Source organism: Burkholderia sp. MS389 (assembly GCF_016899425.1).
GTDB classification, from domain to species: Bacteria; Pseudomonadota; Gammaproteobacteria; order Burkholderiales; family Burkholderiaceae; genus Burkholderia; species Burkholderia sola.
Window position 1 is genome coordinate 2,256,716 of sequence record NZ_CP045995.1, and the last position, 16,653, is coordinate 2,273,368.

Genomic DNA, 16,653 nt, shown 5'->3' on the forward strand with positions numbered 1-16,653 from the left:
TTTCCGCGTGCGCCTACGCGTCGATACGCTCCACCTTGCCGACGAGCAGCCCGTACGACAGACTGCCCGCGAGCGCCATCGCGGCGATGTACGTGATCGCGCGCGAGAAGTCCGCGCCGTCGACCAGCAGCCCGATCACGATCGGCGTTGCGATCGCGGACAGGTTGCCGATCAGGTTGAACACGCCGCCCGTGAGGCCGATGAGCCGCGCGGGCGCGAGCCCCGACACGAGCGACCACGTGATCGACGCGAAGCCGTTGCCGAAGAACGCGATCGTCATGAACGCGATCACCCAGCCGGTGGAGCTCACGTAGTTCGCGCCGACGATGCAGGTCGAGATCAGCAGCCCCGAGATGATCGGCAGCTTGCGCGCGAAGCCTTGCGAGGCGCCGCGCCGCATCAGCCGGTCCGACAGCACGCCCGAGCTGAGTACGCCGACGAACGCGGCGAGGAACGGCAGCGACGCGAGGAAGCCCGACTTGATGAAGTCCATCCCGCGATACTTGACGAGGTAGGTCGGGAACCACGTGAGGAAGAACCACAGCGTCGAGTTCAGCGCGAACTGGCCGAGGTAGATGCCCCACAGCTTGCGCCGGCCGAGCACGACGCCGAGGTCGCGCCACGTCGACGGTGCGCGTTCGGTGCGCGCCGCGATGCGGTCCTCGAGATCGACGAGGCCGCCGCCGTCGCGGATCAGCGCGATTTCGGCCGCATTGACGCCGCGCAACGCGCGCGGCTCGCGATACACCGCATACCAGATCGCGGCCCATGCGATCCCGGCGAGGCCGGTCGCGACGAACACCATCTGCCAGCCGAGATGCGCCTGCAGCCACGCGAGCACCGGCGTGAGGAACGCGAGGCCGACGAACTGGCCCGACGTATAGCCGCCGATCGCGCTCGCGCGTTCGCGGGTCGGAAACCACGTCGTCACCACGCGGTTGTTGATCGGGTAGGCCGGCGCTTCCAGCGCGCCGACCGCGAGACGCAGCACGATCAGCCCGACGAACGAACCGGCGAAACCGAGCAGCAGCGTCGCGGCCGACCACAGCGCGAGCGCCCCCGCATACAGCACGCGCGGCGACACCTTGTCGACGAGCCAGCCGCCCGGAATCTGCATCAGCGCATAGGTCCAGCCGAACGCGGAGAACACGAGGCCCGCGCGGACCGGATCGATGTGCAGTTCCTTGAACAGCTCGGGCGCCGCGATCGACAGATTGCTGCGGTCGAGATAGTTGATCACGACCGTGACGAACAGCAGCGCGAGGATCAGCAGCCGTTTGCGGCTCGGCGGCGTGGCCGGGGCTGTGGCCGCGGCTGCAGTCGCGCGGGCGGCGGATAGGGATTCGGACGAGGCGCCGACATGCGCGGATGGCCGCTCCGGCGGGTGGGCATGGGTGCGTGACGTGGATTGGGCCACGGTCGTCTCCTGTGTTCTATGCGCCGGCCGGCGCTCGCGAACGAGGCAGCCGGATCGAATGGCGTTGGGGCGAACGTTAGAGCCGTGGCGCGGCGTGCGTCAACATCTGGACAGGCATCCCTATTAATGGGAAGTTGGGCGTTCAGTATGTGGGAATGAGTGCAGGCGGTCCGGGGGTAGCGTCGTGGCGAAGGACAACGAGCGGACGGTCGGTCAGCCGTGCGTGCTGTCGTCACGATAGCCGTTCTTGCCGACGAAGATCTCCTTCAGCGCGGCGCGCAGCGTGACCGGATCGTATAGACCGGGCGCGAGATGGATCACGTAACGCGTCTGGCCGTCGAGACGCGCGGCGACGCCGGGCTCGATCTCGACGTCGATCGTATCGTCGGTCAGCCGCACCGACAGATCCTTGACGCGTACGTTGAGCTGGTCGCGCACCATCACTTCGATCAGCGTGTCGTCCGGAAAGCGCGACAGCGCGAAGCAATAGTCCTGTTCCGCATCGTGACAGTAGATGTTGGCGAAGCTTTCGTCGTCGTCGAGGTCGGACGTGGCCGCGCCGACGGTAGCGTGAAGTTCCATGAACGTGGTTCCTGCTGAAGGGTTATTTGTGAGCGTGCATCGTCGTTTCGGGTGCAGCCGCGGTGTCGGGTATCGCATCGGCCAGCACATCGCGCGCCTTCAGCCACAGCCCGAATTCGCGCATCACGTCGACCACCGGCCGCAGCCGGTCGCCGTCGGCGGTGAGATCGTACTCGACGCGCACCGGCACTTCCGGATAGACGGTGCGTCGCACGAGCCCCGCGTCTTCCAGCGCGCGCAGGTCGAGCGTCAGCATGCGCTGCGAGATGCCCGGCATGTCGCGCCGCAGGTCGCTGAAGCGGCGCGGCCCGTCGAGCAGATACGACACCAGCAGCAGCCGCCAGCGGCCGCCGAGCAGGCGCATCGCTTCTTCAACGGAACATCCTGTCGCACTCGTTTTCATCGAGCTGGTTCCTGGTCGGTAAATTTTTTGTGACTACGGCACAAACGACTGCCGTCTTCTCAGCGCTGCGCCGATGCGAGATATTAGCGCCCGCGTCGCGGCGAATCGATACCTGGACAACCCACGAAGGACACGCATGAAGCTCTATCACGCTCCCGGCAGCTGTTCGCAGGCGATCTGCATCGTACTGCGCGAAGGCGGATTCGACGCGGAGATCGTCAAGGTCGACGCGCGCAAGCATGTCGTCGATGGCGGCCGCGATTACTACGACGTGACCGAACTCGGCTACGTGCCGCTGCTCGAACTCGACGACGGCACGATGCTGCGCGAAGGGCCGGTGATCGCCCAGTATCTCGCGGACCAGCGCCCGGAAGCCGCGCTTGCGCCCGCTTACGGCACACTCGCGCGCTACCGGCTGATGGAATGGCTGAACTTTCTCGGCACCGAGATCCACAAGGGCTTCATCCCGCTGTTGTATGCGGTGCAGGCGGGGAAGTACGTCGAGCCCGTGCGGCAGAAGCTCGATGGCCGCTTCGCGTGGATCGACCGCCAGCTCGACGGCAGGACGTTCGTCACCGGCGACACGTTCACCGTCGCCGATGCGTACCTGTTCGCGCTGACCGGCTGGGGCAAGGCCGACTGGATGCGCTCGGTGTACAACGCGGAAATCGACCTGAGCCGGCATGCGCATCTGCGTGCGTGGTACGAGCGGGTGCGCGCGCGGCCGGCGGTGCAGGCCGTGCTGGCGGCGGACAACCTGCTGCGATGACGCGCGACGGCCGTGGCGACGCAGCGCCATGCCGCAACAGCCCGCGCTATAATCGCCGCCATGAAACTGCTTCGGACCTTCATCCTGCTGCTGCTGTGCGCGGTGCTGCCCATCACTGGGCTGGCAGCCAGCGGCCTGACCGGCGAATGTCCGATGCAGCAGACGATGTCGATGGAGGCGGACACCGGCATGAAGATGGCCATGTCCGCCGACATGCGCGGCTGCGATTCGATGCAGCCGTCATCCGCCGATCACGCGAAGGCCAAAGCCAAGGGCACGGCCTGCAAGGTGACGGCCCAATGCCAGTTCGGCAGTCTCTACCACCCGGCAGCCCGCGCCGACGTCAGCCGTCCCGCCGCATTCGCCAGCACGATCGTCTTCCACTACACGCAGTCCGTCCCGGCGCGCGACCCGAGCGGGTTGTGGCGCCCCCCACGCTTCAGCTGATCCCGATTTGACCGGTTCGCCGCGCACGCGGTGAGGTTCGTCCTGTGCGCAGGACGGGGAATCCCTTTGGGTTCCGATTTGGGGTTACACCATGTCATTCGCTTGCCGCACGCCGCGCATGCCGCGTGCATGTCGGCGCGCGCCCGTACCGTGGGCCGCGCTGCTGATGGCGGGCGCCGTTCACGCGCAGCAGTCGCCGCTGACGCTGGACGCCGCGCTGCAGTCCGCCACCGATCGTTCCGCGTCGATGCAGGCCGCGCAGGCTTCCGTGCTCGCGCGTTCCGAAGCGGCCGTCAAGGCCGGCCAGTTGCCGGACCCGATGCTCAAGGCCGGCATCGACAACCTGCCAATCAACGGCGGGCAGCGCTTCACCGTCGGCCAGGATTTCATGACGATGCGCCGCATCGGCATCGAGCAGGAATGGGTGTCCGGAGACAAGCGGCGGCTGCGTACCGCGCTCGCCGACGAACAGGTCGGCCGCGAGCGCGCCGGCTATCTCGTGCAACTGGCGGCCGTACGCCGGCAGACCGCGACGGCGTGGCTCGATGCCATCTATGCGAAGCAGGCGCTCGCGCTTCAGCAGGCGCTGCTCGGTCACATGAACCATGAACTCGACGCGACGCAGGCGTCGTATCGCGGCGCGAAGGCGAGCGCGGCCGATGTCGTCCAGGCGCGGGCCATGCTCGCGCAGACGCAGGATCAACTGCTGAAGGCGCAGCAGGTCTACCAGACCGCGCTCATTGCGTTGTCGCGCTGGACCGCCGTGCCCGTCGACGATGTCGCGGGCACGCCGCCCGCACCGGTGTCGTTCGTGTCGTCGTTGCCGCCCGATGAATTGCGGCTGTCGCAGCCGGCGCTCATCACGGCCGCGGACGATATCGCCGTCGCCGAGGCCGATACGGCCGTCGCGAACAGCGAGCGCAGCCCGAACTGGACGTGGGAAGTCGCGTACCAGCAGCGCGGCGGCGCGTATTCGAACATGGTGTCCATCGGCGTGACGATCCCGCTGCCGCTCGATCGCAAGAATCGCCAGAACCGCGACGTGGCCGAGAAAGCCGCGCTCGCGACGAAGGCGCGCCTGACGTACGAGGACACGCTGCGCCAGGTGCAGGCCGATATCCGCACGCAGTCCGCGACGCTCGCGAGCGGTCGCGCGCGCATCGCGCATCTCGGCGACGCGTTGCTACCGGCCGCCGATCAGCGCGTGCAGCTCGCGGCGGCGGCATACCGCGCCGGCACGGGGTCGCTCGCCGACACGTTCGCCGCGCGGCGTGCACAACTCGACGCGCAGTTGCAGGTGCTCGATCTCAGGCGCGAGGTCTCGCAGACCTGGGCGCAACTCGAATATCAGGTCGTGCCGTCGGCGACGGCCGCCGCGCAGTGAAGGAGACGCTCATGACAAGGCAATCACTGATGCGTGCGGCGCTGATCGCGTTCGCCGGCGCGGCGCTCGCCGGCGCCGGCTATTTCGCGGGCGTTCGCCATGCGACGCGCGGCGCGGCGACGGCCGCCATGCCCGCCGCCGCGCCGTCGGGCGTGCCGGCTCAGCAGGCCTCGCGCAAGGTGCTGTACTGGCATGACCCGATGGTGCCGAACCAGCACTTCGACAAACCGGGCAAATCGCCGTTCATGGACATGCAGTTGCAGCCCGTCTATGCGGACGAAGGCGGTGCCGCGGCGGGCATCCGGATCGATCCGGGCCTGCAGCAGAACCTCGGCATTCGCTATGCGACCGTGCGCCGGCAGCAGACGGCGGCCGGCTTCGACGCGGTGGGCACCACGCAGTTCGACGAAGCGCGCGCGGCGGTCGTGCAGTCGCGCGTGACGGGCTACATCGATCGTCTGTATGCGCGTGCGCCGATGCAGCGCATTGCGAAGGGCGCGCCGGTCGCATCGCTGTTCGTGCCCGACTGGCTCGCGCCGCAGGAGGAGTATCTCGCGCTGAAGCGCGGCGGGATGGACGGCAGCCTGCTCGATGCGGCGCGCGCACGGATGCGGGCGCTATCGATCCCGGACGCGATGATCGCGGCCCTCGATCGCACCGGCCGCGCGCAGACGCACGTCGTGCTGAGCGCGCCGGAGAGCGGCGTCGTCAGCGAGCTGAACGTGCGCGACGGCGCGATGGTCGCGCCCGGCCAGACACTCGCGAAGATCGCCGGGCTGTCGACGCTGTGGCTGATCGTCGAGGTGCCGGAAGCGCTCGCCTTGAACGTGCAGCCGGGGATGTCGGTCGACGCGACGTTCGCCGTCGATCCGGCCCGGCATTTCAGCGGCCGCATCCGCGAAGTGCTGCCCGGCATCAGCACGGGCAGCCGTACGTTGCAGGCGCGCGTGGAGATCGACAACGCGTCGCTGAAGCTCACGCCCGGCATGCTGATGCGCGTGAAGGTCGCCGCGCAGGAGAAGGCGTCGCGCCTGCTCGTGCCGTCCGAGGCGGTAATCGCGACCGGCCGGCGCACGATCGTCATCGCGAAGCACGGCGACGGCCGGCTGCAGCCGGTGTCGGTGACGGTCGGCAACGACGTCGGCGGCGACACGGAAGTGCTCGGCGGGCTGAACGAAGGCGACACGGTCGTCGCGTCGGGGCAGTTCCTGATCGATTCGGAAGCCAGCCTGAAAAGCGTGCTGCCGCGGCTGGAGCGGGCGGCAGGCACAAGCGCGGCCGCCTCATCCGCGACGGCAACCGCGCCGGCTTACGAAACCACCGGCAAGGTGGAGAACGTCACGGCCGACGACATCACGTTCTCGCATCAACCGGTGCCGGCGCTTGGCTGGGGCGCGATGACGATGGCGTTCGGCAAGCCGTCGGCACACGCGTTTCCGGACGTGAAGCCGGGCCAGACCGTGCGTTTCGCGTTCACGCAGACCGATGACGGTTACCGACTGACGAAGGTCGAGCCGCAGGGAGGCGAGCGATGATCACGCGCATCATTCACTGGTCCGTCCATCACCGGTTTCTGGTGCTGCTGGCCACCGTGCTGCTCGCGGCATGGGGCGTGCAGTCGCTGCGACAGACGCCGCTCGACGCGTTACCCGACCTGTCGGACACGCAGGTGATCGTGAAGGCGTCGTATCCGGGCAAGGCGCCGCAGGTCGTCGAGGATCAGGTGACCTATCCGCTGACGACGACGCTGCTCGGCGTGCCGGGCGCGAAAACCGTGCGCGCGTACTCGTCGTTCGGCGACGCGTTCGTCTACGTGCTGTTCGACGACCGCACCGATCCGTACTGGGCGCGTTCGCGCGTGCTCGAATACCTGAGCCAGGTGCAGAGCCGCCTGCCGGCGGGCGCGACCGTGTCGCTCGGGCCGGATGCGACCGGCGTCGGCTGGGTATACGAATACGCGCTCGTCGATCGCACCGGTCACCACGATGCCGGGCAACTGCGCGCGCTCAACGACTGGTTCCTGAAGTTCGAGCTGAAGGCCGTGCCGGACGTATCGGAAGTGGCGAGCATCGGCGGCATGGTGCGCCAGTACCAGGTCGTGCTCGATCCGGACAAGCTGCGCGCGTACGGCATCACGCAGGCGACGGTCGCGGAGGCGCTCGGCAAGGCCAACCAGGCCTCCGGCGGCTCGGTCGTCGAGCTGGCCGAGTCGGAGTACATGGTGCGCTCGTCCGGCTACCTGCGCACGCTCGACGATTTCCGTCACGTCGTGCTGCGCACCGACGACACCGGCACGCCGGTCCTGCTCGGCGACGTCGCGCGCATCCAGGTCGGCCCGGCGACGCGGCGCGGGATCGCGGAGCTGAACGGGCAGGGCGAGGTGACGGGCGGTGTCGTCGTGATGCGTTCGGGCAAGAACGCGCTGACGACGATCGACGCGGTGAAGGCGAAGCTCGCCAACCTGAAGCGCTCGCTGCCGCCCGGCGTCGAGATCGTCACGACGTACGACCGCTCGCAGCTGATCGAACGCGCGGTGGACAACCTCAGGGACAAGCTGATCGAGGAATTCGTGATCGTCGGGATCGTGTGCGCGGTGTTCCTGTTCCATCTGCGCAGCGCGTTCGTCGCGATCCTGTCGCTGCCGCTCGGCGTGCTGGCGGCGTTCATCGTGATGCGCTACCAGGGCGTGAACGCGAACCTGATGTCGCTCGGCGGAATCGCGATCGCGATCGGCGCGATGATCGACGCGGCGATCGTGATGATCGAGAACGCGCACAAGCATCTGGAAGCATACGACCGCGCGCATCCCGGCGAGCCGATCACCACTGCGCGCCGTTGGGAAATCGTCGCGGCGTCGGCCGCGGAGGTCGGGCCGGCACTGTTCTTCTCGTTGCTGATCATCACGCTGTCGTTCGTTCCGGTGTTTTCGCTGGAAGGGCAGGAGGGCAAGCTGTTCGCGCCGCTCGCGTTCACGAAGACCTATACGATCGCGGCCGCCGCCGGGCTGTCGGTGACGCTGGTGCCGGTGCTGATGGGCTATCTGGTACGCGGCCGCATTCCGCCCGAGCACGCGAACCCGATCAACCGCGCGCTGATTCGCCTGTACCGGCCGCTGCTCGAAGCGACCCTGCGGCGCCCGTGGGCCGCGATCGGCGTCGCGGTCGTCGCGCTCGTGCTGACCGCCGTGCCGTTGTCGCGGCTCGGCAGCGAATTCATGCCGCCGCTCGACGAAGGCGATTTGCTGTACATGCCGACCGCGCTGCCGGGCATCTCGGCGGACAAGGCGAGCGAGTTGCTGCAGCAGACCGACCGGCTGATCAAGACCGTGCCGGAGGTCGACACCGTGTTCGGCAAGTCGGGCCGCGCCGATACCGCGACCGACCCGGCGCCGCTCGAGATGTTCGAGACGACGATCCGCTTCAAGCCGCGCAGCGCGTGGCGGCCGGGCATGACGCCGGAGAAGCTCGTCGACGAACTCGACCGGACGGTGAAGGTGCCGGGCTTGTCGAACGTATGGGTGCCGCCGATCCGCAACCGGCTCGACATGCTGTCCACCGGGATCAAGACGCCGGTCGGCGTGAAGATTTCCGGGCCGGACCTGGCGGGGATCGACGCGATCGCGACGCAGGTCGAGGCAGCCGTGAAGCGCGTGCCGGGCGTGACGTCCGCGCTCGCGGAACGGCTGAACGGCGGCCGCTACATCGACGTCGACATCGACCGGCTCGCCGCCGCGCGTTACGGGCTGTCGGTGGCCGATATCCAGTCGGTCGTGTCGTCGGCGATCGGCGGCGAGGACGTCGGCGAAGTGATCGCCGGGCGCGAGCGCTTCCCGATCAACATCCGCTATCCGCGCGAGATCCGCGATTCGCTCGAGAACCTGCGGCAACTGCCGATCGTCACCGCGCGCGGCGCGCAGATCCGCCTCGGCGACGTCGCGCACGTCGCGATCGCCGACGGGCCGCCGATGATCCGCAGCGAAAACGCGCGGCTGTCCGGCTACGTGTACGTCGATCTCCGCGGTATCGATCTCAGCACGGCCGTCCGTGCGATGCAGCAGACCGTCGCGCAACAGGTCGCGTTGGCGCCCGGCTATTCGATCGCGTGGTCGGGTCAGTTCGAGTACCTCGAACGCGCGGCGGCGACGCTCCGCACCGTCGTGCCTGTCACGCTCGTCGTGATCTTCGTGTTGTTGTTCGTCACGTTCGATTCGGCGGCCGACGCGTTGCTGCTGATGTCGACGGTCCCGTTCGCGCTGGTCGGCGGGTTCTGGCTCGTGTGGGCGCTCGGCCATGCGGTGTCCGTCGCGACGTCGGTCGGTTTCATCGCACTGGCCGGCGTGGCCGCCGAATTCGGCGTCGTGATGCTGCTGTACCTGAAGGGCGCGCTGCAGCGCCGGCTCGATGCCGGCGAACCGCTGACCGATGCGTTGCTGCTCGACGCGATTCGCGAAGGCGCGGTGTTGCGCGTGCGGCCGAAGGCGATGACGGTCGCCGTCGTGCTCGCCGGGCTCGTGCCGATCATGATCGGCCACGGCGCCGGCTCCGAAGTCATGCAGCGCATCGCCGCGCCGATGGTCGGCGGCATGGTCACGGCGCCGCTCTTGTCGATGTTCGTCATTCCCGCCGCGTGGCTTCTGCTTCAGCGCCGTCGTGCGCGAAGCGCGGGCCGCGCGCGGCATTCCGATGCAGTTCCTTCCGGCACGAACGTGCCATCTATCCCAACCGGAGAATCACGTTGAAGATGAATCAATTGATCGCTACTGCCACCGCTGTCGTCGCGCTGAGTGCGTTCGCGGTACCGGCGTTCGCCGCCGGCGAGATGTCGGGCATGGACATGTCCGGCATGAAGATGTCGTCGGACGGTGCGGCGGAATCGAATGCCGCGCTGACGGACGCCGAAGTGAAGAAGGTCGATGCCGCGAGCGGCAAGATCACGCTGAAGCACGGCGCGCTGGAGAACGTCGGGATGCCGCCGATGACGATGGCGTTCAAGGCGAAGGACGCGGCGATGCTTGCTCAAGCGCATGCGGGCGACAAGGTCAGGGTGCGGATCGAGAAGGTCGACGGTACGTTGACGATCGTCAAACTCGTCAAGGGTTCCTGATCGTCCGGATGCGGGCGTTGCCGTCGCCCGCGTCGGGTGCCATGAAACGCGCCGCGCCGACGTGTTCGTCGGCCGGCGCGCCCGACCGGCATTCAGCGCGTCAGCGTCACCACCAGATACCCCGCATACCCCGCGCCGTTCGCGAGCAACGCCCAGATCGCGAGCCCGCGCGTGCGTGCATTGACGCGCAGCCAGGCCGCCGCCGCGAGCGTGACGATCACGCCGGTCAGCACTTCGGGGCGCGGCTCCCACGGCGTCAGCATGATGCCGATCGCCGGCAGCAGCGTGCCCTGGAACACCATCGCGCCGGTGATGTTGCCGAACGCGAGCGTGTCCTTCCCGCGGCGAATCCACAGCACGCTGTTGACCTTCTCCGGCAGTTCCGTCGCGATCGGCACGATGATCAGCGACAGCAGCAACGCCGACACGCCGAGCGCGTGCGACACGCCTTCCACACCGTGAATGAAGCCCTTCGCGCCGCCGACCAGCAGCGCGACGCCGATCAGCAGTTGCAGCAAGATCGTCGACAGGTTGGTCGGCAGGCCGACGCGCGACAGGAACATTGCGTGCGGCGCCTCGGTGCCGTGACCGGCGTCGACGAGCCCGGTCGACGCGCGGAACGTCAGCACGACGTACACCACGTAGAGGCCGACCAGCATCGCGGCGAGCAGCGCGCGCACGGTCCAGTTGTGATGCGGGACGAACATCGCGACGGTCGCCAGCGAGAATGCGGCGAGGAAGGTGTTCATGTCGCGCACGAAGCCCGTGCGTTCGGGCGCGATCGTGCCGCGCAGCCCGCGCGAGCGGATCACGGCGAGCGCCATCAGGAGCGTGGTGAGCGTCGCGAGCATCAGCGGCGCGCCGAGAATCGCGCCGACGCCGATCTCCTCGTTCACGGCCTGGTTCGACGTGCCGCCGGCCAGCGCGAGCAGCGGCACCATCGTTTCGGGCAACGCGGTGCCGACGGCCGCGAACAGCGAGCCGGTCACGCCTTCGGAAATCTTCAGGCGTTCGCCGAGATGTTCGAGCGCATTGGTGAAGACTTCGGCGGCGATGAGGATGACGATCAGCATGAACGCCAGTTCGACGAACATGAAGGTCATGCGGCACCTCCGCGGGCAGCGGTGGCGTGAGGGAGACGAGCGGGAAGGAACATGGGGACTCCGTGGTCGGACGCTGACGAACCATGACACATCCGCCGGCGTCCGACCAGGAACGACGCGATGTGCCGATGGTCTCGCCAAGCCGATCAGGCCGAACGCGCCACGGCCGCGGGCCGAGTGTGTTGACGCGCTCGCTTTCCGGTGACGGAAAGCAGGCTACTCCCCAAAGACGAAAACCAGTCTAGCCGAGCGGTTTTCGTTCGACAAGCCTTCGTCTCGAAAAATATACCCCTCCGTCCTATAGGGGAAAGCGTCCGGAGATATACTCCCCTACCCTATACAGGAGCCATCGATGAGTCATACCGTTCGCGAGAAACAGAAGCTGCTGAACCGCGTGCGCCGTATCAAGGGGCAGGTCGAAGCGATCGAGCGCGCGCTGGAGGAAGAGCGCGGCTGCAACGACGTGCTGCAACGGATCACGAGCTGCCGCGGCGCGATGAACGGCTTGCTGGCCGTCGTGCTGGAAGACCACATCCGGTCGCATCTCGTCGATGCGGATACGCCCGACGCACACGAAGGCAGCGCGACCGAGCAGTTGATCGAGGTCGTGCACAGCTATTTCAAGTAAGTCACCGGATCGAAACATGAACGAATTCAACGGCGCGGCGGCGGGCGGCGCGCACAGCCACGCGTTCCTGGGCGCCGCACATGCGCGCAACGAGCGGAAGACGTGGATGGTCATCGGCCTGTGCACGGCGATGATGATCGCCGAGATCGTCGGCGGCACGCTGTTCGGCTCGCTGGCGCTGGTCGCCGACGGGCTGCACATGTCGACGCACGCGGGCGCGATGCTGATCGCGGCGCTGGCCTATACCTATGCGCGCCGGCACGCCGACGATCCGCGCTTCGTGTTCGGCACCGGGAAGCTCGGCGACCTGGCCGGCTTCACGAGCGCGATCGTGCTCGCGATGATCGCGTTGCTGATCGGCTATGAGGCGATCGCGCGCCTGCTGGCGCCGGTGCCGATCCAGTTCGGCGAAGCGATTCCGATTGCGGTGCTGGGGCTTGCGGTGAATCTCGCGAGCGTGTGGCTGCTGAGCGGCGATCATCATCACGCGCATGGGCACGGCCACCACGATGACCGTGATCATGACCACGACGACGCGCACCACGCGCATCATGCTCACGGTTCGCACTCGGCCGCGCATCGCGACCACAACATCCAGTCGGCCTACGTTCACGTGATCGCCGATGCGGCCGTGTCGGTGCTGGCGATCGTCGGCCTGCTGCTCGCGCGCGCGTTCGGATGGGTCTGGATGGACCCGCTCGCGGGCATCGTCGGCGCGCTGGTGATCGCCAACTGGGCGTATGGGCTGATGCGCGATACGGGCGGGATCCTGCTCGACGTCAACGTCGACCGCAGGCTGACGGACAACGTGCGCCGCGCGATCGAGGCGCTCGGCGACAAGGTCAACGACCTCCATGTATGGCGCGTGGGCCCCGGGCACATGAGTGCGATCGTGTCGGTCGAATCGGGCGACGCCGCGCGCGACGCGCGTTTCTACCATGCGCTGCTCGCGCGCTTCGACGGCGTGTCGCACGTGACCGTCGAAGTGATGACGCGTGGGAAGGCTGCCTGATCGTGGCCGTGAAATCGCCGTGTATCGGGCTGTGCGCGTTCGACGGCCGCACGGGCTTTTGTGTCGGCTGCTTGCGCACGCGCGACGAGGCGCGCGACTGGAAGAAGCTGACCGATCATCGCCGACACCAGATACTGAACGATCGTACGCGGCGGCAGGCGAAGCTGCGGCGCGACGCGGCGCGACGCGGCGCGATAGCAAGCGCGCACGCGTGCCTCGGTCTGCGATCAGGGTTGCGAGCATGCGGTAGCATCACAGGCATTCGGCATCACGATGCCTGAACCGGGAGCGATCCATGCAGACCGACGCACCGACCGGCATTCTTCGGCAGATTCCGCGCAGCGTGTGGGTGCTCGGCTGCGTCAGCCTGCTGATGGACGTGTCGTCCGAAATCATCCACAGCCTGTTGCCGATGTTCCTGATGGCGGGCCTTGGCGCGAGCGCGACGACGATTGGCGTGATCGAAGGGATCGCCGAGGCGACGTCGCCGGTCGTCAAGGTGTTCTCCGGCACGCTGAGCGACTACCTGCGCAATCGCAAATGGCTCGCGGTCGCCGGCTACGCGCTCGGCGCGCTCAGCAAGCCGCTGTTCGCGATCGCGCCGACGATCGGCGTCGTGGTGACCGCGCGGATCGTCGACCGCATCGGCAAGGGGATTCGCGGCGCGCCGCGCGACGCGCTCGTCGCCGACGTCACGCCCGTTCACCTGCGCGGCGCCGCGTACGGGTTGCGCCAGTCGCTCGACACGGTGGGCGCGTTCCTTGGGCCGCTGCTGGCCGTCGTCATCATGCTGGTGTGGCGCGACGATTTCCGCCTCGCGTTCTGGCTGGCCGTGATTCCCGGCGTGCTGGCCGTGGCGCTGCTCGCGTTCGGCATCGACGAGCCGGCGCGTGCGCCGGGCGAGAAGCGCGTGAACCCGATCCGCCGCGCGGTCGTCGCGCAACTCGGCGCCCGCTACTGGTGGGTCGTCGCCGTCGGCGGCGTGTTCGCGCTCGCGCGTTTCAGCGAAGCGTTCCTGGTGCTGCGCGCGATGGGCAGCGGCGTGCCCGTCGCGCTCGTGCCGCTCGTGATGGTCGCGATGAACGTCGTGTATGCATTGTCCGCTTACCCGTTCGGCAAGCTCGCCGATACGACGAGCCACACGAAACTGATGGTGATCGGGCTCGTGCTGCTGATTGCCGCCGACATCGTGCTGGCGCACGGCGCGCATTGGCCGGCCGTACTCGTCGGCGTCGCGCTGTGGGGACTCCATATGGGGATGACCCAAGGGCTGCTCGCGACGATGGTCGCGCAGGCCGCGCCGGCCGAATTGCGAGGCACGGCGTTCGGCGTGTTCAACCTGATCAGCGGCATCGTGACGCTCGTATCGAGCGTCGTCGCGGGCATGCTGTGGGATCGGGCGGGCGCCGCGGCCACGTTCTACGCGGGGGCTATCTTCAGCGCGGCGACCATCGTGCTGCTCGTGTGCGTTCGTACGTCGTTCGCCGCCGCGCAGGAACGCTAGCGCCGAGCGCGGCGGCGCGTCGTCTAACTATCGGTGTCGCGCGGAAAGTAGAGCGCGAACGTCGTGCGCCCGTCGCGGCTCGCGACTTCCACCTTGCCGCGATGCAGCTCCATGATCGACTTCACGATCGCGAGCCCGAGCCCCGCGTTGCGCGCCGCGCCGTGCCGCGACGAATCGATCCGGTAGAAGCGCTCGAAGATCCGTTCGACCTGTTCGGGCGGAATCGCAACGCCGCGATTCGTGACTTCGACGACCGCGTAACCGCATTGGGTCGACACGGCCAGCTCGATCGTCGATGCGGCTTCCGCGTGTTCGAGCGCATTCGACGCGAGATTGCTCACCGCGCGCCGGAACAGCGTCGCGTCCGCGACGACCGGCGCTTCGCCATGCACGTCGATGCGCACGCCGGCTTCGTCGGCCAGCGCCTGGAAATACGACGCGAGCCGGCGCAATTCGCTGCCCGCGTCGAGTTCGGCGGCCTTCAGGTGCTGCCGCGCGTTGTCGGTGCGGGCGAGAAACAGCATGTTCTCGATCATCCGCTGCAGCCGTTCGCATTCCTCGATGTTCGATTCGATCAGCGCTTCGTATTCGTCGGCCGTGCGGGCACGCGACAGCGTGATCTGCGACGAGCTGATCACGTTCGCAAGCGGCGTGCGCATGTCATGCGCGAGATCCGACGAGAACTGCGACAGCCGCACGAACGCGCGTTCGAGGCGGTCGAGCATCCGGTTCACCGACGTGGCGAGCTCGCGCAATTCGACCGGGCCGCCGCGCGCGTCGAGGCGTGCGTTCAGGTTGTGCGCCTCGATGCGCGACGTCTGCCGGCCGAGGCTTTCGACCGGGCGCAGGCCGCGCGACGCGACCGCGTAGCCGAGCGCGCCGACCAGCAGCGCGCCGACGGCCGCCGCGAGCCAGATATCGACGCGATAGCTTTCGAGCAGCGATTGCCGATCGGTCGCCGTGCGTGCGAGTGCGACCTGGATCGTTTCGCCGGACGGCAGTGTCTCGCGTGCGGACACGCAGCGCGACGTGCCGATGCCGGGCGGCGCGCAGGTGAACGGGCCGTCGGCGCTGCCTGCCCGATGCGATGCGGCGATCACCGACGCGAGCGTGTTGCCGGCTTCGTCGGAATGCTCGACGAGCGGACGGTTTTGCGCATCGTAGATGCCGAGGTAGACGCCCGGATGCGACAGCAGCACGTCGTGGAACACGGCCGGGTCGGCGCGTAGCGCGGCCGTCGATCCGCTGGCGCGCGCGAGCTGCAGGAACTGGTTGAGCTTGCCGGAGATCTCGATGTCGTCGCGCCGCGTCAGCTCGGCGGACAGCGACCGGTACAGATACGCGCCGGTCAGCGCGAACACGAGCGCCGCGACCGCGGCGAACGCGAGCGTCAGGCGTCGCAGCAGCGAATACGAAGCGGCGTGTGCGGTCACGAACGATCCTCGAGCACGTAGCCCATCCCGCGGATCGTGTGGATCAGCTTCTTCTCGTACGCGTTGTCGATCTTCGCGCGCAGGCGCTTGATCGCCGCGTCGACGACGTTCGTGTCGCTGTCGAAATTCATGTCCCAGATCTGCGACGTGATGAAGGTGCGCGTCAGCACCTCGCCCTCGCGTTCCGCGAGCAGTTGCAGCAGCGCGAATTCCTGCGCGGTGAGGTCGATGCGGGTGTCGGCGCGCCGCACGCGGCGCTTGAGCAGATCGATTTCGAGATCGGCGACGTGCAGGATGTCGCGCACGTTGCGCGGCGCACGCCGCAGCAGCGAGCGGATGCGCGCGAGGAACTCGGCATACGCGAACGGCTTGAGCAGGTAATCATCGGCGCCGAGCTCGAGCCCGGCGACCTTGTCCTCGATCGCGTCGCGGGCCGTGAGCAGCAGCACGGGCGTCTGCTTCTGCGCGCGCAGCCGCTTGAGCACCTCGAAGCCGTCCAGTTCCGGCAGCATCACGTCGAGCACGACGAGATCGAAATCCTCGTGCAGCGCGAGGAACAGCCCGTCCTGGCCGTTTTCCGCGACATCGACCGTGTAGCTCGCCTCCATCAAGCCCTTCCGGAGGTAGGACGCCATCTTGGGTTCGTCTTCGACTATCAGTATCCGCATGGTGAGGCAGGCCGTCCGTGATTCCAGCCGGTCAGTGTAACGCCAGAGCGTACGGCGCCGCGCGTGCGCGAACGATGATCGGCGGATGACGGAATTGTCATGAAAGGCCGGTCATGTTTCGGCCATGTCGTCGTCACCGCGGCGGCGATAAGCTGCGGCCGTCTTGTCCCCGGAGCGTGCCGTCGTGCGACGCGCCGGCC

15 protein-coding genes, 1 pseudogene and 1 riboswitch are annotated in these 16,653 nt (G+C 67.8%); of the genes and pseudogenes, 10 read left to right on the top strand and 6 right to left on the bottom strand.

From position 1 onward, the window contains the following. Positions 1-13: 13 nt before the first annotated feature. From GJG85_RS26495 to GJG85_RS26505, 3 genes are all read right to left on the bottom strand, one after another. Entirely contained in the window at positions 14-1,417 is a 1,404-nt protein-coding gene (locus GJG85_RS26495) for an MFS transporter (protein WP_050017661.1), read from the bottom strand. A gap of 213 nt (positions 1,418-1,630) precedes the next feature. After that, positions 1,631-1,999: a hypothetical protein gene (locus GJG85_RS26500; protein WP_050017662.1), complete on the bottom strand. Its 369-nt coding sequence runs from the start codon at positions 1,997-1,999 to the stop codon at positions 1,631-1,633. A gap of 22 nt (positions 2,000-2,021) precedes the next feature. Continuing rightward, positions 2,022-2,402, bottom strand: coding sequence for a helix-turn-helix domain-containing protein (locus tag GJG85_RS26505; RefSeq protein ID WP_050017663.1), 381 nt, complete (start codon positions 2,400-2,402; stop codon positions 2,022-2,024). Positions 2,403-2,538: 136 nt separating this feature from the next. On the opposite strand from GJG85_RS26505, the gene gstA reads away from it, so the two are divergent. The 6 genes from gstA (at position 2,539) to GJG85_RS26535 (ending at position 10,105) form a co-directional block, all read left to right on the top strand. Further along, complete coding sequence (gene gstA / locus GJG85_RS26510; RefSeq protein WP_050017665.1) at positions 2,539-3,171, top strand: glutathione transferase GstA; 633 nt, start codon at positions 2,539-2,541, stop codon at positions 3,169-3,171. A 60-nt stretch (positions 3,172-3,231) separates the two neighbouring features. Beyond that, positions 3,232-3,618: a hypothetical protein gene (locus tag GJG85_RS26515; RefSeq protein WP_089488968.1), complete on the top strand. Its 387-nt coding sequence runs from the start codon at positions 3,232-3,234 to the stop codon at positions 3,616-3,618. A gap of 91 nt (positions 3,619-3,709) precedes the next feature. Then, positions 3,710-5,002 (top strand): TolC family protein, encoded by a 1,293-nt coding sequence (locus tag GJG85_RS26520; protein ID WP_204384002.1) that lies wholly within the window; start codon positions 3,710-3,712, stop codon positions 5,000-5,002. Between the two features lie 11 nt (positions 5,003-5,013). Further along, a complete protein-coding gene (locus tag GJG85_RS26525) occupies positions 5,014-6,537 on the top strand; it encodes an efflux RND transporter periplasmic adaptor subunit (protein ID WP_089489698.1) in 1,524 nt (507 codons plus the stop codon). Continuing rightward, entirely contained in the window at positions 6,534-9,740 is a 3,207-nt protein-coding gene (locus GJG85_RS26530; RefSeq protein WP_204384003.1) for an efflux RND transporter permease subunit, read from the top strand. The genes GJG85_RS26525 and GJG85_RS26530 overlap by 4 nt, the downstream gene beginning before the upstream one ends. Continuing rightward, positions 9,737-10,105, top strand: a complete 369-nt coding sequence (locus GJG85_RS26535) for a copper-binding protein (RefSeq protein ID WP_124631804.1) — start codon at positions 9,737-9,739, stop codon at positions 10,103-10,105. Before GJG85_RS26530 ends, GJG85_RS26535 begins: the two co-directional genes overlap by 4 nt. Before the next feature lie 92 nt (positions 10,106-10,197). Here the strand turns inward: GJG85_RS26535 and GJG85_RS26540 are convergent, their stop codons facing one another. Beyond that, positions 10,198-11,208, bottom strand: a complete 1,011-nt coding sequence (locus tag GJG85_RS26540) for a sodium:calcium antiporter (protein ID WP_204384004.1) — start codon at positions 11,206-11,208, stop codon at positions 10,198-10,200. Between the two features lie 69 nt (positions 11,209-11,277). Beyond that, positions 11,278-11,445, bottom strand: a riboswitch (yybP-ykoY riboswitch). A gap of 115 nt (positions 11,446-11,560) precedes the next feature. On the opposite strand from GJG85_RS26540, the gene GJG85_RS26545 reads away from it, so the two are divergent. From GJG85_RS26545 to GJG85_RS26560, 4 genes and pseudogenes are all read left to right on the top strand, one after another. After that, positions 11,561-11,836 carry a metal/formaldehyde-sensitive transcriptional repressor gene (locus GJG85_RS26545; protein WP_124554331.1) on the top strand — a complete coding sequence of 92 codons (276 nt, stop codon included), beginning with the start codon at positions 11,561-11,563 and terminating at the stop codon, positions 11,834-11,836. A 16-nt stretch (positions 11,837-11,852) separates the two neighbouring features. Further along, positions 11,853-12,848: a CDF family Co(II)/Ni(II) efflux transporter DmeF gene (gene dmeF, locus GJG85_RS26550; RefSeq protein WP_204384011.1), complete on the top strand. Its 996-nt coding sequence runs from the start codon at positions 11,853-11,855 to the stop codon at positions 12,846-12,848. Positions 12,849-12,850: 2 nt separating this feature from the next. Next, positions 12,851-13,024: pseudogene (locus GJG85_RS26555) on the top strand (DUF1289 domain-containing protein); the annotation flags it as partial. Between the two features lie 119 nt (positions 13,025-13,143). After that, positions 13,144-14,352, top strand: coding sequence for an MFS transporter (locus GJG85_RS26560; RefSeq protein WP_050017676.1), 1,209 nt, complete (start codon positions 13,144-13,146; stop codon positions 14,350-14,352). 23 nt (positions 14,353-14,375) lie between these two features. Here GJG85_RS26560 and GJG85_RS26565 read toward each other — a convergent pair whose 3' ends face one another. Both GJG85_RS26565 and GJG85_RS26570 read right to left on the bottom strand, forming a co-directional pair. Beyond that, a complete protein-coding gene (locus GJG85_RS26565; RefSeq protein WP_050017677.1) occupies positions 14,376-15,785 on the bottom strand; it encodes a heavy metal sensor histidine kinase in 1,410 nt (469 codons plus the stop codon). Further along, entirely contained in the window at positions 15,782-16,453 is a 672-nt protein-coding gene (locus GJG85_RS26570; RefSeq protein ID WP_050017679.1) for a heavy metal response regulator transcription factor, read from the bottom strand. Before GJG85_RS26570 ends, GJG85_RS26565 begins: the two co-directional genes overlap by 4 nt. Positions 16,454-16,653 lie beyond the last annotated feature (200 nt).